The sequence below is a fragment of the Amycolatopsis sp. VC5-11 genome (genome assembly GCF_037034185.1).
Classification (GTDB): domain Bacteria; phylum Actinomycetota; class Actinomycetes; order Mycobacteriales; family Pseudonocardiaceae; genus Amycolatopsis; species Amycolatopsis nivea.
Genome location: NZ_JBAGKF010000011.1, coordinates 214,874 through 237,774 on the forward strand (window position 1 = coordinate 214,874; position 22,901 = coordinate 237,774).

23 protein-coding genes and 1 pseudogene are annotated in these 22,901 nt (G+C 70.1%); 12 read left to right on the forward strand and 12 right to left on the reverse strand.

Features of this window, described 5'->3' with window-relative positions; all coding sequences use genetic code 11:
• The first annotated feature begins 50 nt into the window (after positions 1-50).
• On the forward strand, positions 51-875 hold the full coding sequence (locus WA670_RS29475) for a DUF72 domain-containing protein (protein WP_134730164.1): 825 nt from the start codon (positions 51-53) through the stop codon (positions 873-875).
• A gap of 12 nt (positions 876-887) precedes the next feature.
• Here WA670_RS29475 and WA670_RS29480 read toward each other — a convergent pair whose 3' ends face one another.
• The gene (locus tag WA670_RS29480; RefSeq protein WP_134729995.1) at positions 888-1,652 is read right to left on the reverse strand and encodes a helix-turn-helix domain-containing protein; all 765 of its coding nucleotides are present in this window, start codon (positions 1,650-1,652) and stop codon (positions 888-890) included.
• Between the two features lie 74 nt (positions 1,653-1,726).
• Here WA670_RS29480 and WA670_RS29485 point away from each other — a divergent pair, with 74 nt between their 5' ends.
• Positions 1,727-2,668, forward strand: a complete 942-nt coding sequence (locus WA670_RS29485; RefSeq protein WP_134729993.1) for an amidohydrolase family protein — start codon at positions 1,727-1,729, stop codon at positions 2,666-2,668.
• A gap of 8 nt (positions 2,669-2,676) precedes the next feature.
• On the opposite strand, the gene WA670_RS29490 is transcribed toward WA670_RS29485, so the two are convergent.
• From WA670_RS29490 to WA670_RS29500, 3 genes are all read right to left on the reverse strand, one after another.
• On the reverse strand, positions 2,677-3,414 hold the full coding sequence (locus WA670_RS29490) for an adenylyltransferase/cytidyltransferase family protein (protein WP_167754189.1): 738 nt from the start codon (positions 3,412-3,414) through the stop codon (positions 2,677-2,679).
• Between the two features lie 74 nt (positions 3,415-3,488).
• Positions 3,489-5,063 carry a 4-hydroxyphenylacetate 3-hydroxylase family protein gene (locus tag WA670_RS29495; protein WP_134729989.1) on the reverse strand — a complete coding sequence of 525 codons (1,575 nt, stop codon included), beginning with the start codon at positions 5,061-5,063 and terminating at the stop codon, positions 3,489-3,491.
• Between the two features lie 23 nt (positions 5,064-5,086).
• Complete coding sequence (locus WA670_RS29500; RefSeq protein ID WP_134729987.1) at positions 5,087-5,650, reverse strand: flavin reductase family protein; 564 nt, start codon at positions 5,648-5,650, stop codon at positions 5,087-5,089.
• Positions 5,651-5,778: 128 nt separating this feature from the next.
• Here WA670_RS29500 and WA670_RS29505 point away from each other — a divergent pair, with 128 nt between their 5' ends.
• Together WA670_RS29505 and WA670_RS29510 are read left to right on the forward strand one after the other, a co-directional pair.
• A complete protein-coding gene (locus WA670_RS29505; RefSeq protein ID WP_439098607.1) occupies positions 5,779-6,588 on the forward strand; it encodes an IclR family transcriptional regulator domain-containing protein in 810 nt (269 codons plus the stop codon).
• Positions 6,589-7,145: 557 nt separating this feature from the next.
• Positions 7,146-9,173, forward strand: coding sequence for a hypothetical protein (locus WA670_RS29510; RefSeq protein ID WP_336159489.1), 2,028 nt, complete (start codon positions 7,146-7,148; stop codon positions 9,171-9,173).
• On the opposite strand, the gene WA670_RS29515 is transcribed toward WA670_RS29510, so the two are convergent.
• The 5 genes from WA670_RS29515 to WA670_RS29535 form a co-directional block, all read right to left on the reverse strand.
• The gene (locus tag WA670_RS29515; RefSeq protein ID WP_134729981.1) at positions 9,164-10,117 is read right to left on the reverse strand and encodes a M28 family metallopeptidase; all 954 of its coding nucleotides are present in this window, start codon (positions 10,115-10,117) and stop codon (positions 9,164-9,166) included. The genes WA670_RS29510 and WA670_RS29515 overlap by 10 nt on opposite strands.
• A gap of 108 nt (positions 10,118-10,225) precedes the next feature.
• Positions 10,226-11,839 (reverse strand): M4 family metallopeptidase, encoded by a 1,614-nt coding sequence (locus WA670_RS29520; RefSeq protein ID WP_134729979.1) that lies wholly within the window; start codon positions 11,837-11,839, stop codon positions 10,226-10,228.
• A 671-nt stretch (positions 11,840-12,510) separates the two neighbouring features.
• Positions 12,511-13,170, reverse strand: coding sequence for an alpha/beta hydrolase (locus tag WA670_RS29525; protein WP_134729977.1), 660 nt, complete (start codon positions 13,168-13,170; stop codon positions 12,511-12,513).
• A complete protein-coding gene (locus tag WA670_RS29530) occupies positions 13,167-13,556 on the reverse strand; it encodes a RidA family protein (RefSeq protein WP_205673216.1) in 390 nt (129 codons plus the stop codon). Before WA670_RS29530 ends, WA670_RS29525 begins: the two co-directional genes overlap by 4 nt.
• Positions 13,553-15,001, reverse strand: a complete 1,449-nt coding sequence (locus WA670_RS29535; RefSeq protein WP_167754188.1) for an FAD-dependent monooxygenase — start codon at positions 14,999-15,001, stop codon at positions 13,553-13,555. Before WA670_RS29535 ends, WA670_RS29530 begins: the two co-directional genes overlap by 4 nt.
• A gap of 100 nt (positions 15,002-15,101) precedes the next feature.
• On the opposite strand from WA670_RS29535, the gene WA670_RS29540 reads away from it, so the two are divergent.
• The 6 genes from WA670_RS29540 to WA670_RS29565 all read left to right on the forward strand — a co-directional run bounded on the left by WA670_RS29540 (position 15,102) and on the right by WA670_RS29565 (position 19,102).
• The gene (locus tag WA670_RS29540) at positions 15,102-15,749 is read left to right on the forward strand and encodes a TetR/AcrR family transcriptional regulator (protein ID WP_134729973.1); all 648 of its coding nucleotides are present in this window, start codon (positions 15,102-15,104) and stop codon (positions 15,747-15,749) included.
• A gap of 189 nt (positions 15,750-15,938) precedes the next feature.
• Positions 15,939-16,307, forward strand: a complete 369-nt coding sequence (locus tag WA670_RS29545) for an ArsR/SmtB family transcription factor (RefSeq protein WP_051729756.1) — start codon at positions 15,939-15,941, stop codon at positions 16,305-16,307.
• A 1-nt stretch (position 16,308) separates the two neighbouring features.
• Positions 16,309-16,959 carry an SRPBCC family protein gene (locus tag WA670_RS29550; RefSeq protein ID WP_134729971.1) on the forward strand — a complete coding sequence of 217 codons (651 nt, stop codon included), beginning with the start codon at positions 16,309-16,311 and terminating at the stop codon, positions 16,957-16,959.
• A complete protein-coding gene (locus tag WA670_RS29555; protein WP_134729969.1) occupies positions 16,956-17,447 on the forward strand; it encodes an SRPBCC family protein in 492 nt (163 codons plus the stop codon). The genes WA670_RS29550 and WA670_RS29555 overlap by 4 nt, the downstream gene beginning before the upstream one ends.
• A gap of 487 nt (positions 17,448-17,934) precedes the next feature.
• Positions 17,935-18,360 carry a hypothetical protein gene (locus WA670_RS29560; RefSeq protein ID WP_043828369.1) on the forward strand — a complete coding sequence of 142 codons (426 nt, stop codon included), beginning with the start codon at positions 17,935-17,937 and terminating at the stop codon, positions 18,358-18,360.
• A 265-nt stretch (positions 18,361-18,625) separates the two neighbouring features.
• Positions 18,626-19,102: a hypothetical protein gene (locus tag WA670_RS29565; protein ID WP_238606776.1), complete on the forward strand. Its 477-nt coding sequence runs from the start codon at positions 18,626-18,628 to the stop codon at positions 19,100-19,102.
• Between the two features lie 3 nt (positions 19,103-19,105).
• Here the strand turns inward: WA670_RS29565 and WA670_RS29570 are convergent, their stop codons facing one another.
• Positions 19,106-19,507: a nuclear transport factor 2 family protein gene (locus tag WA670_RS29570; RefSeq protein WP_238606775.1), complete on the reverse strand. Its 402-nt coding sequence runs from the start codon at positions 19,505-19,507 to the stop codon at positions 19,106-19,108.
• 38 nt (positions 19,508-19,545) lie between these two features.
• On the opposite strand from WA670_RS29570, the gene WA670_RS29575 reads away from it, so the two are divergent.
• Positions 19,546-20,436 carry a helix-turn-helix domain-containing protein gene (locus WA670_RS29575; RefSeq protein WP_238606774.1) on the forward strand — a complete coding sequence of 297 codons (891 nt, stop codon included), beginning with the start codon at positions 19,546-19,548 and terminating at the stop codon, positions 20,434-20,436.
• A gap of 11 nt (positions 20,437-20,447) precedes the next feature.
• Here the strand turns inward: WA670_RS29575 and WA670_RS29580 are convergent, their stop codons facing one another.
• A complete protein-coding gene (locus WA670_RS29580; RefSeq protein ID WP_336159490.1) occupies positions 20,448-21,626 on the reverse strand; it encodes an epoxide hydrolase family protein in 1,179 nt (392 codons plus the stop codon).
• A 216-nt stretch (positions 21,627-21,842) separates the two neighbouring features.
• On the opposite strand from WA670_RS29580, the pseudogene WA670_RS45235 reads away from it, so the two are divergent.
• Positions 21,843-21,992: pseudogene (locus WA670_RS45235) on the forward strand (hypothetical protein); the annotation flags it as partial.
• Between the two features lie 161 nt (positions 21,993-22,153).
• On the opposite strand, the gene WA670_RS29585 reads toward WA670_RS45235, so the two are convergent.
• Positions 22,154-22,765 carry a transglycosylase SLT domain-containing protein gene (locus WA670_RS29585; protein WP_238606771.1) on the reverse strand — a complete coding sequence of 204 codons (612 nt, stop codon included), beginning with the start codon at positions 22,763-22,765 and terminating at the stop codon, positions 22,154-22,156.
• Positions 22,766-22,901: the final 136 nt, after the last annotated feature.

Consider the following 22,901-nt stretch of genomic DNA (forward strand, 5'->3'; position numbering starts at 1 on the left):
CGAGCGAGGGGAGCGGACGAGAAGTGGCACGGCTTCATGTCGGCTGCGCGATGTGGACGCACAAGGCGTGGCCAGGGCGGTTCCTGCCGCCGTCGCTGCCCGCGAAGGAGCGCCTGCGGGCCTACGCGGGCTGGTGCAACGCGGTCGAGGGCAACACCACCTTCTACGCGACCCCGGCCCGGAGCACCGTCGAGACGTGGGCGCAGCAGACCGGTCCCGACTTCCGGTTCGTGGTCAAGGTGCCCAAGACCGTGACGCACGAGCGGCGGTTCGCCGGGGTCGAGACCGAGATGCGGGCGTTCCTGGACGCGCTCGAACCCCTCGGCGAGCGGGCCGTGCTGTGGACCCAGGTGCCCGGTTCGTTCGGCCCTTCGGACGTCGACGTCCTCGGCCGCTTCCTGCGCCGTCTCCCCGCCAACCTGCGGCGCGCGGTGGAGGTGCGGCATCCCGAGTTCTTCAGCGACGCGAGCGCGGCGTCGCTGCTGGAAGGGACGCTCGCGACCGCGGACGCGGAGTGGGTGCCGTTCGACACCACGGTCTTTTTCCAGCGCCCGCCGACCAGCGAGGCCGAGCAGGACGCCTGGGCGAAGAAACCGCGGCTGCCGCGCCGGACGCGAGCGCTGACCGACCGGCCGGTCGTCCGTTATCTGGGCCGGGACTCGGTGGAGGAGACGGTGGCGGGCTGGCAGCCGTGGGCCGAGGTGGTCGCCGGCTGGCTGCGGGAAGGCCGCTCGCCGACGGTTTTCCTGCACACTCCCGACAACGACGAAGCACCGGCGCTCGCCCGCCGGTTCCACGACGACGTGCGCGCGCTGGTGCCCGGCCTGGAGGCGCTGCCCGAGCCGGAGCCGGTGGAACCCGCGACGCTGTTCTGAGCACCGGGCCGGCTATCCAGCCGGGACGAACGCGATCAGCCGCTGATGCGGATCGTCGACCACCTGCAAGACAATCTGGTCCACCGTCTCCTCGACCCCGCCCGGCAGCCGGAGGCGCACCCGCAGGTGGGTGTGCGGCCGGACGACGTCGTTGCGTTCCCAGAGCGCCGCGAACTCGGCGTCGGTCCGGAGCAGTTCGTCGATCCAGTCCCCGGTCGGCGGGCCCGCCGGGCTGCTCGCGCGCACGATGCCGATCGTCGTGCGCCGCATCGCTTCCAGGTCCGCGAACCGGCTCTGGAGCACCGGATCGGTGAACAGCATCTGCACGTACCGGCGGCGTTCCGGCGGGACCGCGCCGAAATCGGTCATCAGCCGAGCGGCGGCGGCGTTCCAGGCCAGGATCGCCGTCGCCGGTCCGACGAGCACCGCGGGAATCTCGCCCATCCGGTCGACAAGGCGGCGCAACGGATCGCTCGGCTCGGGGTTCGGCGGAGGGACGTCGGGGACGGTGACGAGATCCAGCGCGTACTGCGTCTGGTCGTCGTCGAGCCCGAGCGCGGCGGCGATGCGGCGGACCACGTCGGCGCTCGGCATGACCCGGCCCTGCTCGATCCGCGTGTAGTACTCGTCGCTGACGAACGCCAGCGCGGCGACCTCACCGCGCCGGAGACCGGGGACTTGACGACGGCCCGTTTCGGCGGAGACGGGCGGCGGGGCTTCGTCGCGGCGGGCGTGCAGGAACGCGCCGAGCTGGACGAGCCGAGGGTCGCGCGCCATCAGCGCGGGCTCCGGGGGAGGGGGATCGGTTTCTTCCCCTCCCACGCCGGACGGCGAGGGCGCACGGTGGAGGCATGATCGACCGCGAACGCATCGACGTCCACACCCACCTGGTCCCTCCGTTCTGGGGCGAGGCCCTCGCACAGCACGGCGGCGACCCGTCGGGCTGGACGCTGCCCCCGTGGACGCCCGATGACCACTTGAAGTTCATGGACGCCAACAGCATCGCCGCGAGCGTACTGTCGCTCACCGCCCCGAGCGTGACCGGCTGGACCGGCCCGGCGCGTCGCGAGACGGCCCGCCGCGTCAACGAATACACCGCCGAACTGGTGCGGGAACGCCCGGACCGGTTCGGGTTGTTCGCCACGGTTCCGTTGCCCGACGTCGAAGGCGCGGTAGCGGAGGTCGACCACGCGTTCGGCGCGCTCCGGGCGGACGGCGTGGTCCTGCTCTCCAACTACGACGGCGTCTATCTGGGCGACGGCCGGTACGCGCCGCTCTGGGAAGCGCTCGACCGCCACCGAGCGGTGGTCTTCATCCATCCCGCGCATCCGCTCGTGCCGTTGCTGCCCGGGATCCCGGGACCGATGGTGGACTATCCGTTCGACACCACGCGCAACGCGGTGCACATGGTGTTCAACGGCATCACCGAGCGCTTCCCGAACGTGCGGATCATCCTTTCGCACGCGGGCGGTTTCGTCCCCTTCGCGGCGTTGCGGTTCTGCCAGATCCAAGCCGCGCTGGAGCCCGCCGGACCCACCGCCGACGACTGGCTGGCCCGCTTCCGCAGCTTCTACTGGGACACGGCGCTGTCGTCGGGCGAATACGCTCTCGGCGCGCTCGCCCGGTTCGCCGATCCCGCGCGGATTCTGTACGGCAGCGACTTCCCTTACGCGACAATGGAAGTGAGCACCCGGTTCACCGAGATCCTGGACACCGAAAGCGGGTTGACCGCCGAACAAAGCCGGGCGATCGACTCCGGGAACGCCCGCGCGCTGTTCCCTCGGCTGGGCTGAAACCCCGGTCAGCCCGCGTCGACGAGATCCACCGCGGTCGGCCCGTCCGGCAAGTCCGCGAGCAGCACCCCGGCGTCCACCGCGACGGTCCGGTCGCCGTACGGGGTGCGGGCCCGGTATTTCCCCGGCGGCGGCAACAGCGTGGTGCACGGCGTGACGATTTCGCCCGCGACAGTCCCGTGCACGCGGTGCGGGCGGCCGAGGATCGCTGCGGCGCCAACGAGATCGCCCGCGGTGACCAAGGTGCGGACCAGAGTCGAGGAACAGCCGGGAAGCAGGTCGACGGCATGCGCGGTGAAGCCGTGGGCGGGTCCGAGCTTCCGCAGCAGGGCGGTGTCCCCGGCGCCTCGGTGGCCGAACCGGAAGTTGCTGCCGGTGACCACGGCGGTGGCGTTGAGGGTGCGCATCAGGACGCCGTCGACGAATTCCTCGGCCGGCGTGCGCGCGAGGCATTCGGTGAACGGGAGGACGAGCACCTGGTCGGCACCGTGCCGGCGGGCCAGTTCGGCGCGATGTTCCACCGTCGCCACCGGAGTCGTGTCGCGCGGCCGTCCGGCGATGGTCGCCGGATGCGGGTCGAAGGTCGTGAGGACCACCGGCGCGCCGCGCTCCCGGCCGAGGCGCGCCGCGTGGTCCAGAACCCGCTGGTGGCCGCGGTGCAGTCCGTCGAAGACGCCGAGCGCGACGACGGACGGACCCCATCCGTCCGGCACCTCGGCGATGCCGTGCCAGAAAACCGTGCTCACGCGAACCTCCCGCGCTCGTGCCGGGACCGGAACCGCGGCGCCCCCGGGGATGCGGGGGCGCCGCGGCGGACCGGTCAGCGCCGCTTCAGGAACGAGACGTCGTCGTTGCCGATGAGGTCCGGCACGGTCCAGCCGTCGAGGTCGTATTCGGCGAGGCACTGCTCGGCCAGGCCCTTCATCGACTCGGTCGTGCCCTGGGCCTCGGCGGCGAACAGCAGCTCCGCCTTGACGTTCTCGTGGTTGCCGGAGTAGTTGCGCTCGTAGAGCTCGTGCCGTCCGCCGAACTCCGACCCGACCGCGTCCCACAGCGCCTTCATCACCTTGACCCGGTCGACCGCCTCGTAGCCGTTGGAGCCGCGCACGTACTTGTCCAGGTACGGCCGCACCTCGGGGGTCTTGAAGTCGATCGAGTGCGAGTTGAGGTAGATCAGGCCGCTGGCCACGTCGGATTCGATGATCTCCTTGATCCGCGGGTAGGCCTGGATCATCAGCATCCGGTAGGTCAGGCCGTAGTCGAGCTTGGGCAGCAGCGCCCCGTTGGTCCACTCGTCCGGGTTGCGCGCCATCGCGTCGGCGAGCGCGAAGAACGTGTTGCGCCATCCGACGACCTCCCCGACCCGGGTCTGCACGCCGCGGAAGTCCTTGCTGCCGGTGATCTCCAGCGCCTTGAGCAGCAGCCCGGCGATGAAGTCGATCTTCGTCGCGAGCCGGATGCAGCCGTGGAAGGTGAACCGCGGGATGAAGCCGGAGACCGGGAAGAACCCGTTGATCTTCTCGATGTCGCCGTAGAGGAACACGTTCTCCCACGGCACGAGGACCTTGTCGAACACGAAAATGGTGTCGTTCTCGTCCATCCGGGAGGACAGCGGGTAGTCGAACGGGCTGCCCATCACCGCGGCCTGCTGCGTGTAGGACGTGCGGCAGATCAGCTTCACGCCCGGCGCGTCCATCGGCACCGTGCAGATGAGCGCGAACTCCTTCTTCTTGATCGGCAGCCCGTAGTGGGCGATGAAGTTGTAGTTCGTGATGGCCGAACCGGTCGCCACGACCTTCGCCCCGGACACGATCAGGCCCGCGTCGGTCTCCTTCTCCACCTTCATGAACACGTCGCCGACCTCGTCCGGCGGCAGGTTCCGGTCGACCGGCGGGTTGATGATCGCGTGGTTCCAGTACAGGACCTTCTCCTGCGATTCCTTGTACCAGCGCTTCGCGTTCTCCTCGAACGGCGCGTAGAAGTCGGAGTTCGCGCCGAGCGTGCCGAGGAAGCTGGCCTTGTAGTCCGGGCTGCGGCCCATCCAGCCGTACGTCATCCGCGACCAGGTCTCGATCGCGCGGCGGTCGGCGAGCAGGTCGTCCACGGTGTGCGGGCTGCGGAAGAACGGGTGCGTGACCCCGCCGTTGCCGGTGTCGGTCGGCACGGTCAGCGCGTCGCGGGTGTCGGGCGAGTGCAGCGCGTCGTACAGCCGGGCGGTCATCCGGACCGGGTTGCGGAAGGCGGGGTGCGTGGTGACGTCCTTGACGCGCTCGCCGTAGATCCACACTTCGCGTCCGTCCTGGACGGACTGGATGTATTCGTCGCCGGTCATCGGCGCGGAAGCGGTGGGGGCGGCGGTCTCGGAGGTCTCTGAGCGGTCCTGCTGGATGGTCATGGCGATGTCCTTTCGGGTGGCGGTCAGGCGGCGTACGGCCGCAGCGGGGTGAACGTGGTCGAGGCGCCGAACCAGCCCGCCTCGGGGCAGTCGAGCGAGCCGCCCCAGTGGGTGCCGGTCTCGCGGGGGCCGAGTTCGCGGAACGCGCCGGCGTAGAAGAGCAGCGGCTGCCGGTTTTCGACAGCGACGTCGACGACCTCGCCGACCACGATCAGGTGGTCGCCGCCGTCGTAGGTCCGCCACGGGCGGCACGAATACACCGCGGCGGAGCCGACCAGGACCGGCGCGACCGGCCCTTCGGCCCATTCAGGTCCGGGATCGGCCGGACGTCCGGCGAAGTGCCAGGCGGTGTCTGCCTGGTCGGCGCCGAGCACGTTGACGGCGAAGGCGGCGCCGTCGAGGTAACTGCAGGCCTTGGACTGCCGGGTCAGCGTGACCTGGCACAACGCGGGTTCGAGCGAGACCGCGGTGAACGCGTTGACCGTGGCCCCGTGCGGGGTGCCCTGGTCGCTGCGGCAGGTCACCACGGTGACGCCGGTGGCGAACCGGCCGAACGCGTCGCGCAGTTCGCGGGACGGAACCGTCATCTCGCACCTCCTCGTGCGATGTACGCTATGCGTACGATGTGAACGCTATGCGTGCAGTGGTTGGAAGGATGCATCAGGAGGCGACGGAGGTCAAGGCCAGTACCGGAGCGGGTGAAATACTGCGGAGCGTGACGGCAGCCGGAAACGAGCGCGACTTCGTGCAGAGCCTGGAGCGCGGGTTCGCCGTGCTCCTCGCCTTCGACGAGGAGCGCACCAACCCCACGCTCGCCGAACTGGCGACCGCGACGAACCTGTCGCGCCCCGCGGTGCGCCGCCTGCTGCTGACCCTGCAGCGGATGGGCTACGTGACCAGCGACGGACCGCGCTGGTCGCTGACCCCGCGCGTGCTGACCATCGGCCAGCACTACACGGCGACCCGCGCGATGATCGACCTGGCGCAGCCGCACCTGCTGCGGCTGGCGGAGGCGACGGGGGAGTCCGCGTCGCTGGCCGAACTCGACGGCAACGACGCGGTCTACGTCGCCCGCGTGCCGGTGCGGCGGATCATGAGCATCAACGTCGCGGTCGGCACCCGGCTGCCCGCGCACGCGACCTCGATGGGCCGGGTGCTGCTGGCGTGGTCGGGCCCGGAGCGGATCACCCGCTACCTGGAGGATGTTCCGCTCCGCTCGTACACCGGGCGCACGGTCACCGATCCGGCGGAACTGCGGCTCGCGCTCTCCGCGGTGCGCGAGGACGGTGTGTCCATTGTGGACGGCGAACTGGAGGAAGGCCTGCTGTCCGCGTCGGCCCCGGTGCGCGACCGGAGCGGGGCGGTCGTCGCGGCACTGGCCTCGTCGACGGCCACCGGACGGCTCGCGCCGGAACGGCTGCGCAAGGAAACCGTCCCAGTGCTGCTCGAAACGGCGGCGGCGATCAGCACGGACCTTGGGTACGACCCGCGACCGGTGCCGGTGAGGCGGGACGGCTTCTACTGAGGTCGCTGCCGGGTCGTTCTCGTCGCGGCGACTTGCACGACAGCGTCATGCGCTGCGCGAGGATGTCTCTGTTGCTCTAAGGCAACGAGTCGTTTCGCGGGGGAACTCTGCCCAGACTGAGTGCATGCGCGCCGCCCTTGCGCGGGACGCCGAACTCTGCCTCAGCGGGCAGGCTGCGCGTGCTGTTCGCCCCTGGGCGGGGTGCCGAACTCGGCCTCGAACAAGCAGACTGAGCGCATACTCGCCGCCCTTGAGCGGGACGCCGAACTCGGTCTGGGCGGGCAGGCTGGGCGCGTGCTCTTCGCCCTTGCGCGGGACGCTGAACTCGGCATCGAGCGAGCACCCTTGGCGCATACTCACCGTCCTTGATCGGTGCCACGATCGAGTGTCCTCCGCGATATTTCTGTTTCTCTTCCCACCGCGTCATCCGAATTCCGTTCTCCGCCCGTCGCCTTTTCGCGAATAGCGTTGCGAGCCGCGCGAGATTATCCAGCACTGACACCGGCGAAATCCCGCTGCCGCCGAAATTGTCAGACCTCGCCGCTACCTTGCTGGGCATGACGCTTCTGGGGTTCTCCGAGGAGGACGAGTACCTGCCCGACTACGGCACCATTGTGCTTCGAGACGACGTATACCGCAGCGCGCCCGCGCTGGACAACAAACTGCTCGGCGAACTCGCGACGAACGCGTTGTCCGGCACGGTCGCGACAGCGGGCGACGGCTGGCTGCACTGCTCGGCAAGCCATCCCTGGCAAGCAGTGCGCTGCGAAGCCCACGACGGGCCGCCGGAACTGCGGCTCGAGGCATGGGAAGACGTTGTCGAGTCGCCGTTTCACAGCCGCTCCGGGGCCGTGAGCCTGGGATTGCTCACCGGCGGCGCCGGCGGCGACGCACTGAACCTGGGAGCGAAAGGCCTTTTCCGTACGCGGGTCTGCCGGAAACCGGCGGAGGCCGGAGAAGAGGGCGACGTCTGGCTGATCCAGTTCTGGCCGTCACCCGACGGACCGGAGCCGCCGCGGTGGCTCAAACGCACCCGTCCCGCGTTGCATCCGGAAGACCCGGGCTGGCAAGAGGTATTGGGTTACCACCTGATCGAAGTCTCGTGGTACTTCACGCTCGTGGGCATGTCGCGCCAGGACGGCTGGCTCGACGAACCGTTGCCCGGTGAACCGCCTTCGGACACCGTGTGTGCTCAGTTGGGCGTCGTCCCGCCGCGCACGCGACGGGACGCGATTCCCTTGCTGGTCGCGGCAGGCCTGCTCGTGGACGACGACACCGGCGGATACTCGGAGGGAACGCCGCGGCGCGCCACGGAGGTGCTCGACCTGCCAGCGGACCTGGCCGCCCGGTTGGACGCGGCCGCCGTCCGCGCCGTGTACATCCTGCTCGCGGCCGATCTCGTCAGCATCGCGGCGTGGTCGGATCCGGCGCACGTCAAGGATTTGGCCGCTTTGCTGGCGGTCCCGGAGGAAACCGTTGAGCCGTTGCTCGAGTATTCGGTCAGCGACAAGCTGATCCGCCGGGAGAACGACACCGTCGCGGCGCTTCCCCGCCCGCCGTTGCGGCATGAGCCCGTGCCGCTCGTCCGAAGGGTTCGCGAAGAGGAACCGCCGACCGTGGCCGGTCCTCCGCCGCGAGCCGGGTTTGTTTCCGGCGACGGCACGGTCGGCGTCTGGCGCGGGGGAGAGCTGGCGATCCTCGGCCGGGTCGAGAGCGACTACCGGTACCGCGCGTTCGAGACCCTGGCCGGGATTTACGTCGCCGCGTCCGGCGGGCAGGGACAGCTGATCGACTGGTCGGGCACGGCCCGGCAGCTTCCGGTGGACCTGGACATCCGGCCCGTCCGCAGCGCGGACGGACGCTACCTGGCGGGCGTGCAGACCCATATCGGCCGACGGACGTGGGACCAGGTGCATTTGTACGACGTGACCACGGAAGAAGCGTGGAGCCTGCCCCCATCGCCTGAGCTGACCCGGAGCGTCCTGGGCATCCACGACGGCGCTGTCTACTTCACGACGGATTCGGGAGCCCTCGTCGCTTCCCGCTGGACACCGGGTGCGGAACCGGTGGACCTCGCCTCGCCTGTCCATCGGCTCGATCCGTTGTCCGGGGCGCAATTGCGCGAAGAAGCCGGGGGACTGGCGGTATTCACCGCGTCCGGGGAACGGCGGGAAGTCCCGGAACCCCACCGCTGGCGGTTCGTGCCGGGCGGCACGCGGATGTATTCGTTCGGGTACGACCCGCTCGTCGCGCAACTGCTCGACCTTGCCACCGGGACCATCGGCGAACACCCGCTTCCCGACGGCTGCGAGTCCGGCGAAGCCGTGCCGTCCGCGCCGGTCTGGGAAACCCCCGACACCCTGGTCTTCTCCCAGCCGCACCGCGGACTGACTCGCCGCGTCGTCCGATGGCACGTGCGGCGCAACGAGTTCGAGCATTTCGACCTGCCCGAACTCGCGGGACACCGCCCGTTCCTGATCGGACCGATTCTCGCCGGAGAGCCGGACACTCCGGGTCGCCGTCTTCGCGACGGCGGCCCGGAGCGGGTGCCCGGTCCGGGCGCTGGAAGTCAGGATCAGCGATGAGCCGCCGCGACCGCCAGCTTCCACACCGCGTAGCCGATCGCGTCGGAGTTCTTCTCCAGCGGCGTGTCCGGGATGTTCGACGTCGTGTCGCAGGCGCGGTGGTAGCAGTTGTCGAACGCCGCGCCCGGCGTGCCGCCCCACTTCTCGGCCTGTTCGTAGCTCTTGATGTCGCCGGCACCCGTCGCGAGGCCGCCGACCGGGATGCCCGCGCGCTTGAACGACGCGTGGTCGGACCGTCCGTCGCCTTCGGTGTCGCCCTCGGTCTCGATGTTGATGGAGGCGAAGTACTCGTCGAACACGGCCTTGACCGAAGCGACGTCGTCGTAGACGAAGTAGCCCCAGTTCTTCGAGCCGATCATGTCGAAGTTGAGGTAGGTGGTGATCTTCGCGCGCTCGGCGCTCGACAGCGTGCTCACGTAGTACCGCGAGCCGACCATGCCGGACTCCTCGTCGGCCCACCACGCGAACCGGACGCGCTTGGCCATCGCCGGGTTGGTGCGGGCCAGCGTCAGCGCGACCTCGAGGATCGACGCGCTGCCGGAACCGTTGTCGTTGATGCCGGGGCCTGCGCTCACCGAGTCGAGGTGCGCGCCGAGCATCAGAACCTGGTTCGCGTCGCCCTGCGGCCATTCCGCGATCAGGTTCTGCGACCGGCCGGTGCAGCTCGTGCAGGTCTGGCGCTTCGTGGTGTAGCCCGCGTTCTTGAGCAGGTTTTCCACATAGGACACCGACGCCGCGTATCCGCCGCCGCGCGGCGAGCGCGTGCCGCCGTTGTTGCGGGCGATGGCCTGGAACTGGTTGAGGTGGGTCTTGATGTTGGCCAGCGAGATGTCCGGGGCCGCGAGCGCCGAGGCGGGCGCGGCGGTGGCCGCGGGCACGCTGACGACGCCCAGTACCGCCACCAGGGCGGTGACCCCGGCGCCGATTCTTGTCTTCCACTTCATGACGGTGCGTTCCTTCGGTTGGGGTGGGGAGAGCGGGTGTTCTCGGGGGATTGGCCGGGCAGGCCGGGTCCCGTCGCGCGGCGGCGAGCGGGACCCGGCCGCGTCAGGTCAGCGCGTGGTGCGCGTCGTGCAGGTCGGCTCGCCGGACACCGCGGGGACGGAGACGGCGTTCCAAGCTGCCTTGGTGGCGTTGAACTCGGTGCAGCTGCCCGGGTAGAGCGCGATCGCGGCCTGGAGCGTCGCCTTGCGGGCCGCCTTGTGGTTCCACGACGAGGTCTTCTTCAGCAGGCCGTTGTAGAAGATCTTGGCGGCCTTCTGGATGCCGATCCCGGTGACGCTGCTGTTGTTGCAGGTCGGGCTGGCCGGCTTGCCGCCGCCCGGGTTCGAGCCCTCGGCGAGCAGGTAGAACCAGTGGTTCTGCGGACCGGCCGCGGCGTGCACCTCGGTGCTCGGGATCGACGACGAGTAGCAGTTCGGGTCGCCGACCTTCGACGGGTTGTACATGTAGCGGATCGGGCCCTGGCCGACCAGGTTGACGCCTTCGCCGACCTCGTAGTCGGGCCGGTCCTTCGCGTTGTTCGCGTATGCCTCGGTCATCGCGCCGAAGATGTCGCCGGTCGACTCGTTCAAGCCGCCGTTCTCGTTGCCGGAACCCGCGCCGCCCGGCGTGGTCTGGAAGATGCCGTGCCCGAACTCGTGGCCGACGACGTCCATCGACGTGGCCTGGCGCCGGTTGTCCTGAGAGTGCCCGAAGTGGGTCGAAGAGCCGTCCCAGTAAGCGTTGACGTCGTTCAGGCCGACGGACGCCGGGTAGCCGCGCCCGCTGCCGTTGATGCCGTTGCGGCCCAGCCAGTCCTTCAGCATCTTCCATTCGGTCTGGACGCTGAAAAGGGTGTCGACGCAGCCGGTCTCGAGGTTCGTCCCGGAACCGTTGCCCCAGCTGTTGTCCGGTCCACTGTAGACAGACCCGCCCTCGCGGCCGCAGCTGATGCCCGGGCGGCCCGGGTCGCGCATCGAGTACGAGCTGCCGGATCCGGTGGTGTCGATGGAGACGGTGCCGACGTAGTAGCTGTTGCCGGTGCCCGCCGCGTTCACCGCGTTCGGCCGCGCCTGGGACTTCGCCCCGGAGCTGAAGGTCTTGATGTCGTCCCGCTGGTCGAGCACCGCGCCGGTGGCGGCGTCGACGAACACGTGCAGCCTGCTCGGCGCCGTGGCCGTGCGCCCGGTGACGACGACCTCGTACGCCAGTTTCGGATTCGCCCCGGCCAGCACCACCTTTTCGGGCGTGCTCACACTGTCCACAGTGGGCAGTTGGGCGCGTGCCGTGGAGGCAGCCTTCGCGGCGTCGAGAACGGCTTGCGTCCCGACGGCGATGGGCGCGGTTTCCGCGGCGCTGGTGTCCCGGACGTTGCCGGCCCCGTCCGCGACGACGACCGCGTCCCCGCCGACGACCCGCAGGCCTTGGTAGGTGCGCTCGTAGGCGCTGTAGAAGAGCCCGGCGTCGCCCGCGGTCTGGCCGACGCGCCGGAACGCCTCCGCCGGGCCGCGGCTGAGCCCGCCGAGCCCGGAGGCGACCGCCTGGTCGGCGGCGCGAGCGGCGGCGACGTCCGGGGAAACGGGCTGGGCTGGGGAGGCTGCGCTCGCCGGGACCGACGGCAACGCGAGGGACAGGGCGAGACCGGCGGCGGCCGCCAGGCCCGTGGTGAGTCCGCGATGGGGCATCGAGGTCTTCCTTCCCTGAAGGCAGGACGGTGGGTGCGGGGAGAGGGAACACGCCCGGCTGCTCACGGTGGGTATGCGGCCGAGCACAGTCGAGTAAAGGATCGGCGCCCGGGAGCGTCAATGCTCCAAACGGACCAACGGAATGTTCCGGATTCAGCGGTCAATTCGTATATGCGTTGCCGGTGCTGGGATTTTTCGCGTTTTCGGGCACTGGGCGACTTTCGTAGGGAATGTCCCGGGTGCCGTACGAATGTCGGAAGAGTCCGGACGGCGGAAAGGCCGGGCCAGCGGAAGGTCGTTCCCCGGCGGGGACCGCCAGTGCGAGTGCGAGTGCGGCGCTGCCTGCCGCGGGTCGGCGAAGCATTGCTGCCAGGCGAACTCGGCGCGTTCGCATGCCCCGGACCAGAGGCTGGGTTCGCGACGGAGCGCTGCCGGACCAGCGGGCCGCCCGGCGTGGCCCGGTCGGGCTCGTTAGGAGCTGGACTTACGGTGCTGCGCTGCCGGGCCAGAGATCCGCCCGGCTTGATCCGGATGGGCTCGTTACGGGCTGGACTCGCGCGGCGGTGCGCTGCCGGGCCAGGGGTCTGCCCGGTCTGATCCGGACGGGCTCGCCGATCGCGGCGGGACGCGCCGTGTGCCCGGCACGCCCCGGGTGTCCGGACCTCGCTGCCTCAGCGACGTCCGGGAAGAGATCCCTCCGGCCCGGTCATGGCCGCGCACACTTCGGCGGCCGCTGTCCACAGTCCTAAGTGGCCGGTCGCGACGGTCCGGCATTCCATGCCCTGCTCCCGAGCGCGGGCAGACATAACCGAGAAAGGAGAATGCTCGCCGAAAAGAACGTAGCGGCCAGGCGGCCGCGTGGCCGAGGACGGCGGCAGGGGTTCTTCGTGGCTGGCGAGGTCGATCGGCCGCAGCCGGGAGACCACGGCAGACTCGGTGAATCCGAGCGCGTCGAGCCCGAACGGCGGAACGGCCCGGCCCGACGGGTCGTGAGACTGCGCCGCTTCGGCGAACAGCCGACGCAGGACCGGCATGAGGTCGAACGCGGATTCGCCGGGCGAGGGAAGGAAAGCGTCGAGGTAGATCGCTTCGCGCACCTGCTCGGGATGCGCGTCCGCGAGCCCGGCGACGACCATCCCGCCGTAACTGTGGCCGACGAGGACGACCTGGTCTTCGAGCAGTTGCCCGACTTCGTCGAGGTGCTGCCGCAATCCGAGGCCGGTGAGCGTGGGCGCGGCGACAGTGTGCCCTTGCTGGGACAACCGCGCCGCGATCCGGTCCCATATCCAGCCGCCGCACCACGAGCCGTGCACCAGGACGTAGTGGCTCATGGCGCGGGCACCTTCGCGATGACGTCGACCTCGACCAGTACGTCGGGGACGAACAGCGCGGCGACTCCGACCAGGGTGCTCGCCGGAGCTGCGGGCATTCCTTCGCGCAGTGCGGCGAAGAGTCCGGAGAGCAGCTCGGGGCGATAGTCCACGACGTAAACGGTTTCCTTGACGATGTCCTCGCGGCCGCAGCCGGCGGCGGCGAGCGCGACGTCGAGGTTGTGCGCGATCCGCCGCATCTGGGTCGCGTGGTCCTCGCCGCAGAGGTTCCCGTGCTCGTCCCAGGCGACTTGCCCGGAAAGGAAAACGAGGTCGGCGACGCGCACGACCGGGGTGAAGGCTCCGGGGATGCGGTGCAGCCCGGGAGGGGTCAGGTACTCGGTCATCGCCGCGCCGCCGCGCCGGCCCAGGCGGTGATCGCGGCTTCCCGGAGCGCGGCGTCCGGCGGATCGGTTTCGCGGCGGACCCATGCGATGTGGCCGTCCGGCCGGACGAGGAGTTCGCTGAGGTTCTCGGGTCGGGTGCTGGTCGCCGTGATCCGGTCTTTCCAGCCTTCGGCGACCTGCTCCGCGCCGTCTCCGAAGTAGCCGAAAGTGCCGTCGTGCAACAGATTCGCGCCTTGCGACCCGAGCATCCGGCCGGGCGCCCGGGTGCCGACGAGCGGGTCGCCGTCGGGTGCTGGATAGGACGTCGACAGGGCGGACACCAGACCGGCCAGCCGGGCGTTGACCTCAGGGATTTCGAGCAACGAATCCAGCAGTCCGCGCAGCGCGGCGACCGGGCGCTGGTAGTCGGGGACCAGGGTGAGTTCCAGCAGCAGCGTCTGGGCTTGGGTGTTGTCGGCGACCAGTTGCCCCACCGGGAAACGCTCCGCGTGGTAGGTGTCGAGCAGGCCCGGCGGCGCCCAGCCGTTGAGGTCGGCGGCGAGTTTCCAGCCGAGGTTCATCGCGTCCTGCAGGCCGGTGTTGAGGCCCTGGCCCGCCGCCGGGAAATGGATGTGCGCCGCGTCGCCCGCGAGGAAAACGCGGCCGGACCGGTAATGCTCGGCCAGCCGGGTGGCGTTGCCGAAGCGCGAAAGCCAGCGCGGCTCCGCGATGCCGAAGGAGGTGCCCGTCAGCTCCACCAGGGTGGCGCGGAACTCCTCGAACGTCACGGGTTCCGTTGCCGGGACGCGCATGCGCTCCGGACTGGTGATCACGATGCGGGTCAGCCCTCCGGAAAGCGGGGCGATCAGCAGCGGAACGCGCCCGGCCGCGGCGATCGCTTCCTGGTCGACGACCGCGAAGTCGCCGAGCATCGAGCTCATCGTGCCGTCCGAACCCGGGAAACCGATGCCGGCGGACTCCCGGACCTTGCTCCGGCCGCCGTCGCAGCCCACGAGATACGCGGCGCGAAGCCGGAAGTCCCCGTCTGGCCCGATGCCCGTGACATCGACCCCGTCGTCGTCCTGGACGAGCGACACGACTTCGTGTCCGTACGAGATTTCGACGCCGAGCTCGCGTGCGCGTTCTCCGAGCAGCTGCTCGGTCCGCGCCTGCTCCAGGAACAGCGTGTAGCCGTGCCGGGTGTCCAGCGCGGAGAAGTCGAGCTTCCGCGAGAGCCCGGCGAAATGCCAGCTCGGGACGGTGCGGCCCTGGGCGAGGAACCGGTCGGCGATGCCGCGCAGTTCGAGCATCTCGATGCTGCGCGGATGCAGCGTGAGCGCGCGCGACTGGCCGTGCCGCGCCTGCTGCCGTTCGAGGATCCGGACCCGCACCCCGGCCAGCGCCAGTTCCGCGCCGAGCAGCAGCCCCGTCGGGCCCGCCCCACTGATCACGACCTCGGTGTCCACAGCCGCCTCCATTATTTTCCGAACAACGTTCATTTAAGCCTGCCGCCAGTGTCCTGAGGAAGCGCGAAGCTGTCAAACACGCTGCTAGGCTGGCCACGCCATGACCGCGCACCAGCCCCGCACCCGAGGACGCCCGCCCGCCGCCGACCGGGCCCACGTCACCGCCGCCGCGCTCCGGCTGCTCGACGAAGAGGGCCTCGACGCGCTCACCATGCGGAAACTGGCCACCGCGGTCGGCGTCCAGGTGGGGACGCTTTACGGCTACTTCCCGACCAAAACGGCCTTGCTGACCGCCATGGCCGAGTCGATGCTGGACGGCTGCCGCACCGCCGCCGACGGAATTGCCGAGCCGCGCGAACGGGTGCTGGCCCTGATGAGAAGCCTGCGCACCGCACTTCTGTCCTATCGCGACGGTGCGCGGGTGTACGCGGGCACGCACGCCATCGGGCCGAACACCCTGGGCTTCGCCGAAGCCCTCAACGGCGCGTTGCGGGAAACCGGCCTCGACGCCGCAGCGGCGATGAAAACTGCGCTGCTGGTCCTGCACTTCGCAACCGGCCACACCCTCGAAGAACAAGCAGCAATCCAGTCCGGCCCGGACCTGCCCGCCGACATCGGCCACCTGCGCGAAGCAATCCAAGACGGCGACTATCCACACCTCGCCGAGGCCCAAGACCATCTGACCGGAACCGACCTGACCGACCTCTTCGAACAGGGCCTGCGCCTGCTCACCGCCGACCTGCCCTGACGGCCGGGTTTCACCGTGCGGCCAATGGCACCGGCGCGTTGCGGGCTGGGTGACTACATCGGTCTTGCTGACGCCGGGAGCAGGTCTCGGTCGACACCGGCATTGGCGAGACGGATCGGGCGCCGACACCGTGGATGGACCAAGTACCGGCGCTGGCTTATATAAGCGAGAGCCGGTATGATCCGGGTAGTGCACGCGTTCGACATTCTCGGCGACCCGGTGCGCCGCCGCATTCTCGAACTGCTCGCCGACGGCGAGCAGACCTCGGGCGCGATCACCGACGTGATTCGAGCCGAGTTCGCACTGTCCCAGCCGGCTGTCTCGCAGCATCTGCGCGTTCTGCGCGAGAACGGGTTCGCTTCGGTCCGGGCCGAGGGAGCCCGCCGGTTCTACGCCGTCGACCCCTCGCCGCTGAGCGAGGTCGACGAGTGGTTGGACCGGTTTCGCGGGTTCTGGAATCAGCGGCTCGATGCCCTGGGCACTGAGCTGGCCCGCGGCAGGCGAGCATCCCGGACCTCGGGTGTCGGCAAGGCCGGTCCGCCAGCGAAAGGACGATGACATGAAGGACGTACTGGACGAACTGGCCGCTGCGCGCCGGGCGATGGGCACCGCGACCCTGCCGGCCGGCGACGCGTACACGATCGAGCTGCGGCGTGACTACGACGCGTCGGTCGACGAGGTGTGGAACGCCATCACCGACCCCGAGCGGTTGGGCCGCTGGCTGAAGCCGGTGACCGGTGACCTGCGCCTGGGCGGATCGTTCGAGCTGGACGGCGGTGAGCACGGGGAGATCCTCGCCTGCGACCCGCCGCGGCGGCTGCGGGTGTCCTGGCTCTTCGGGCCCGGGGCCGACGAGTGGCCGGGCACGAGCGAGGTCGAGGTGAGGCTGTCTCCGGGCACTGCCGGGGGCACCGAATTCGAGCTGGTCCACGCCGCGGCCGTCGGGGAGCCCATGTTCCCGACTTACGGCCCGGGCGCCGGCGGCGTGGGCTGGGATCTGCATCTCCTCTCCTTTTCGCGCTTCCTGGCCGACGGCGAGACCCTCGATCACGACGAGTTCCGGACCTTGTCCGGGGGACGCGAGTTCGCTCGGCGCAGCGCGGCGGCATGGGGCGAAGCTCACCTGGCTGCCGGCGGCGACCCGGATCGCGTGGCGGCTGCGGTGGCGGCCACCACCGCGTTCTACGCCCCCGAAGGAAGCGAGCGATGAAGTACGCCAACTCGATCGAGATCGCCCTGCCTCGCGAGAAGGTGGTCCAGCTGATCTCCGACCCGGCGCACCTGGCGAAGTGGCTGCGGGGCCTGGTTCTGCACGAACCGGTGAACGGAGTACACGGCCAGGTCGGCACCACCTCGCGCGTGGTGCTCCAGCGGGGCAAACAGCGGGTGGAGGCCACCGAGACCATCACTCGGCTGGAGCCCGCGGACATCCGCGCAGTGCCCAGGTCGGTCGTCGTGCATTACGAACGGGAGATCACCGCCAAAGGGATGTGGCAGGCCCAGCGCGATCGGATCGTCGACGCTGGTCCGGACAAGACGCTGTGGGAGAGCGAGAGCGAGTTTCGGTTCGACGGGCCCCTGATGCGACTGGTGGCGCTGCTCATGGTCGGCTCGTTTCGCAAGCAGTCGCAGCAGCACATGCGGGACTTCAAAGCGTTCGCCGAGCACGGGACGGACGTCCGGCAGGGGGCGAGCTGACCTGCCGCTGAGTCGCGGGTCCGGCCAGCATGGCGAACACACCCGCCGCACGCGTCGACCGGTATGCCGCGATGCCAAGGCAGGCCTGCCGGAACGGGCGTCGCAGCGCAAGCACGGGGTCGGATACCGCACCATTGCCGCCGCGTTGGCCTCGGCGTGGCCCCAGCCGCCGAAGCCGCCACCGGCTCGCCTGGACGGTCGCATTCGCTGCCGCGGTCGTCGTGCTGGCTGTGGAGCCGATGGTCCATCGCCGCTGGTACCGCGATCCGGGATAGCGCCCGCCGCGTCTGTCCCACGACCCGGTGAACAAGGCTGGCGTGATCGAGTTTTCCGGCGAATAGTTCAACAGCAGCGGGAAATGCGCCGCACCGGACCGCGAAAGCCTTGAGGCCTGGCAGGAAGTGCCGTCCGGCGGTGGGCGTCCTTGCGCTCCGCGAGGCGGAATCGGGATCCTGGGCTCACCGAGGCGCAGGGGAGGAGCCGGGGGATGGACGACGTGGAGCTGACGCATCGCGAATGCGTCCGGCTGCTCCGGTCACCCGAACGGGGCCGTCGCGGGATCGTTGCCATCGACGGGCTGACGCCTGCCCTGCGGGTCTGCCTTCTTCTCGACGCGGGCGACGTGCTGATCCCGACCGGGCCGGACAGCGGGCTCGTGCGAGTGGCGGCGTTGCGCCCGGTTTCGCTGGAATTCACCGATCAGGACAAGGACGGGCGGCTGCGGTGGACGGTCCGCGGGATCGGCCTTGCCCGGCCGATGACCGGGCTGGACGTTCCTCGTCCGGTGCCGCGCAGCACCGTGCTCGCGGCGATGCCGGACGCGTTCCGCAACGGGGTCCGGGTCGTCGTGGCCCGCTACCGCGGCAACCGGCCCGCGGACGGGGTCGTGATTCCCGCGCCGCGCGTCGGCTGAGAAAGGCTCGAGTGCCTGTCTTGGTAACCGTTTGGCGACACCGTCGCTGAGCCCCATTCGGCGGGTTGTGGCCGGATACGATGGATTTGCCTGAAATCAGTTGTTCCCGCGTTTCGCCCGAGGCGAGCGACGCGGGCGGCTGGGTGGTCAGGAGGGGGAATGCCCGGGCGAAACCGGCGCTGCGCACCAGCGGCCGGGACGACCGGGCGGAGGCGTCATTCAGCCGGAAGGAACCATGAGTACCGCGAGAATCAATGTCAGGACCTTGACGGTCATCACGAGCTGGATCCTCATTGCCGGGGCCGTGCTGCTGGGCATGGGATTCGTCATGCTCATCACCGCGCCGCCGCACAGCGGCGCCAACATCGGCGCCGGAGGAGCCCTCCTCTTCGGCCTGGGCACGACCGGGGCGGGTCTGCTGATCGGAGCGGGGACAGCGGTGGCCGCGCTGCGGGTCCGGCTGCGCGAGGGGCGCGCTGAGGTCCCTGTGCTGGCCTGGGAGAAGCGTCTGCGGCGGTTGACCGCGGCTGCGGTCGGCCTGGTCGCGATCGGGGACCTCGTGCTGACCCGGGCAACCTTCGCCTTCAAGAATGCGCGCGCCGGAAGCGATGGCGTGGATTCTTACCCGATTTTCGTGACCGGTGTATGCATCGCCGGGTGCGGTCTCCTGGCCGGGGTCCCGCACGCGTTGTACTGGCTGTCGCGCCAGCGGACTCGCCGCCATTTCGAGCGTCGCGCGTAGCCCTCACGCGGGCCGCATCGTGCGCATGGTGCGTTCGACCTCCCAAAAGGCGCGCACCGCAAGGATTTTCCCCGCCTCGTCGACGCGATAGACGAACACTCCTTCGGCCTCGAGCACCTGTCCGCCGTTCTCGCTGCGGACGTGGCCGGTGTAAGCGACCTCGTGCCCGCAGGCGAACGAGTCGTCGAAGAGGAACTCGATCGAGTCGTTGGGCGCGATGGCCCGGTCCCAGAACGCGGAAAGGGCGTCGCGGCCCCGGTGCCCGGTGCCGTCCGGGTCGAACTGGGAAGGGCCGACCGGGTCCTCCACCAGGGCGTCCGCGGCGAACAGCGCCAGCCAGGCCTCCTTGTCTCGCCTCCGGACGGCGGCGTGCAGGGCCTGGCTGGCGGTGCGAGCGGTGGTCATCGAGCCTCCTGGTGTTGATCGTCGCTAGCCTGGGAACCATGGTGTTCGACTCCACGCGGCTGGATCTCCAGCCGTATGCCGGGTTCGACATGGCGCGCTACGTTCGGCGCACGTATTGCAGCTGGGCGGACGCTGGCTGGGAGTCCCTGCTCGTGCAGCGGTTCGAGCACGTCCCCGTCGCCGAGGAAATGGCGTTGCCCGCCGCGGCGGATCTGCATTTGGTGTTGCCGGTCGGGCGGAGCGCGGTGATGGAGACGCGCCGGGACGGCCGGTGGGGGCGCACTTCGTGGACGTCGGGGCGCGTCGAGTTGATGCTTCCGGATCAGCCTGCGGTGCGGCGTTACCGGGCAGCGGGCGTGTTGGACAGCGTGCAGGTCCACATTCCGCGGGACACCGTCGACGCGACAGCCGCGCAGCTCGGCGGCGCCGCGGTGGACTTCGACGCGCTGGCTGCGTCGCTGACGGCGGGAGATCCGCTGGTCGAGGAGATCATCCGAGCCGTCGGCAGTGCGGGCGCGACCGACGATCTGTATGCCGAATCCGCGGCGGCGTTCCTGACGATGCAGCTGCTTACCCGGCACACGCGGCGGTCCGCCCGGGCCGCGCCGACGCGGGAGAACGCGAGGGTCCGGGCGGTCGTCGCGGCGATGCGCGAGCGGCTCGCCGAGCCGGTCACCTTGGCGGATCTCGCCGGCGAGGTTCATCTGAGCGTCTACCACCTGGTCCGGGTCTTCAAGGAAGCGACCGGGGAGACGCCGTACCGGTACCTGACCCGGTTGCGGATCGACGAGGCGAAACGGCTGCTGCGCGGCACCGAACTGACCATCGCCCAGATCGCGGGGCGCTGCGGATTCGCTGACCCGGCCGCGTTGTCGACGGCGTTCCTGCGGCACACCGGGACGCGGCCCTCGGCGTACCGCGATTCCTGACGGACCCGGCATCAGCGCTGGCGCCGGAACGCTTCCCGGATCTCGGACACGAGCAGCTCCGGCTGCTCCAGCCCCGGGAAGTGGCCGCCGCGGTCGAGTTCGTGCCAGGAGCGCAGGTCGAGGTAGCGGCGTTCGGCCCAGTGGCGGACGGCGGGCCAGGGGTCGGCCGGGAAGACCGAGCAGGCGGTCGGCACGGTCACTGGCTGCGCGTTCTCCTCTTCCGCGCTGCGGGCCACCCAGCGCATCGCCTCCCAATACCACCGCGAGGAGGACGCGCCGGTGCCGGTCAGCCAGTACAGCGCGATGGTGTCGATCTGCTGCGAAATGCTTACGCCGCCGCCGGATTCCGGCCGGGTGTCGGAGTAGGCGGCGAATTTCTCGCCCAGCCACGCGGCCAGCCCGGCGGGGGAGTCGAGCAGCGAATAGCCCAGGGTCTGCGGGCGGGTGCTCATTTGCAGCCCGAAGCCGTAGCCGTCGGCGAGGTGCCGGTTCCGCCGGTCCAGGACGCGTTGTTCGGCGGGGCCGGGCGCGAGCAGGTCGTCGGGAATGGGGGAGGCGATCGGCATCGTCAGGTGCAGGCCCGCGACGCGTTCGGGGACCAGGCGCGCGAGTTCGGTGCTCACGAACGCGCCCCAGTCCCCGCCGTGCGCGCCGAACCGCGGATAGCCGAGCACGGTCATCAACTGCGCCCACGCCCGCGCGGTGCGGCCGGGATTCCAGCCCTGCTCCCGCGGTCGGTCGCTGAACCCGAACCCAGGCAGCGCCGGGATCACGAGGTGGAAGGCGTCGCGCGCGGAACCGCCGTGCGCGACCGGATCGGTCAGCGGGCCGATGACGTCCTCGAACTCGAGAACCGAACCGGGCCAGCCGTGTGTCAGCACCAGCGGAAGCGCGTCCGGCTCGGCGGAACGGACGTGCCAGAACGCGATCCCCAAGCCGTCCAGGACGACGCGGTAGTGCGGGATGGCGTTCCACCGCTCCTGCAGCGCGGACCAATCGTGCTCGCGCCAAGCGGTCAGCAGGGTCGACAGCTGCGCCAGCTGGATTCCCTGGGACGCGTCCGGCACGGTCTCGTGTTCGGGCAGCCGGACTCGGTCCAGTCTGGTCCGCAGATCGGCGAGGTCCGCGTCGTCGACGTCGATGGCGAAGCGTTCGGGGGAGGGGGTCTCGCCTGCAGAAATGTCAGCCACGCAAGGAACCGTAGGGCTGGGCCGGGCGCTGCCTCAATGTTCGGGATTGCGGTGTGCGAGTCAATTATTGCGGTGCGGAGTCCGCAGAGGAGACCCGCTCTAAGCTCGCTCCCGTGGACACGGGTGACTACCGGGCCGCAGTGACCGGGATCCTCGGCTCCGCGTCGCACGAAACTTCCGCCAGGCTCGAGCGGTTCTGGGCCGCGGCGCGCGGAGCCCGATGTTCCGCCGCGGCCGGGAGGGTGGGCCCGCGACGATCTCGAAGCCGCGGTCGCCGACGCGGTGACGGAGTGGATCACGCCGCTCATCCCGGCTGGAGTGCCCGAGGGCTTCTGGCGCATCGAGGCCCCGGGCGGCTGCGGGTGAGCGCGGAAATGCCGGGAGCCGTATGTGTCCGAAGAGGACACTGGCCGGTTCGCGGTCGACGGATACGGCCGGACGCTCGGCACCTCCGGAGTGCGGGCGAGGATCGGCGCCGGGTACCGGTCGGGTCGGCTTGATCGCGGCGTTCGGGGGCCGGAACCCGTTCACGGCTCGCCGAGCGCCTTGCCCGCCTTGGCCCAGTTCCCGCGCAGAGTGTCCAAATAGGACTGTGCCTGCGCGCCCGGCTTGGTCCCGCGGGCGAAGCTCTTCATCGCGCCCGGTCCCGCGTTGTAGCCGAGCGCGAGCAGTTCGTCGGAGGTGATCGAGCCGGACCGGTGCGCGGGCAGTTGCGCGGCCAGGTCGTGCAGGTACCAGGACTCGGCCTGGATCGCCAGGTCCGGGTCGTCCGGCAGCTGGTCCCATGAACGTCCGGCGAACGCCCGGCCCTTCTTCGTCGCGTCGAAGGTCGCTTCGTGCATGTTCGCGACCCCGAACGCGGCTCCTGGCTTGAGCCGCTGCCAGGCGCGTTCGAGAGCCGGATCGTGCGGTTTGTACGACTCGTTGAAGAGAATCGCCATGACCAGCCGAGGGGACACCCCCGCCTCTTGAGCGCGGGTCCGGACCATGGAGGCGAACCGTGCCGGGTCGTAGCTCCCGCTGAGCGCGGAGGTGGTCGGAGTCGCCGGGGTCTTGGGTTCCGGCTGGCTGGCGGGACCGGTGCAGGCGGCGAGACACAGTCCCAGCATTGCCGCTGCCAGCCAACGCCACTCGCGCATCGTCTCCGCCTTCCCTTTGCCTCCACCTTGGCACAAAACGGCAGCCGGTCGTGCACCGTGCACTGTCGTGTTCCGCCCGTTTCGTCGCCGTGCCCGAAGCGCCGGACCCGGTGCGGTTCCTAACGTCGAGCCCAAC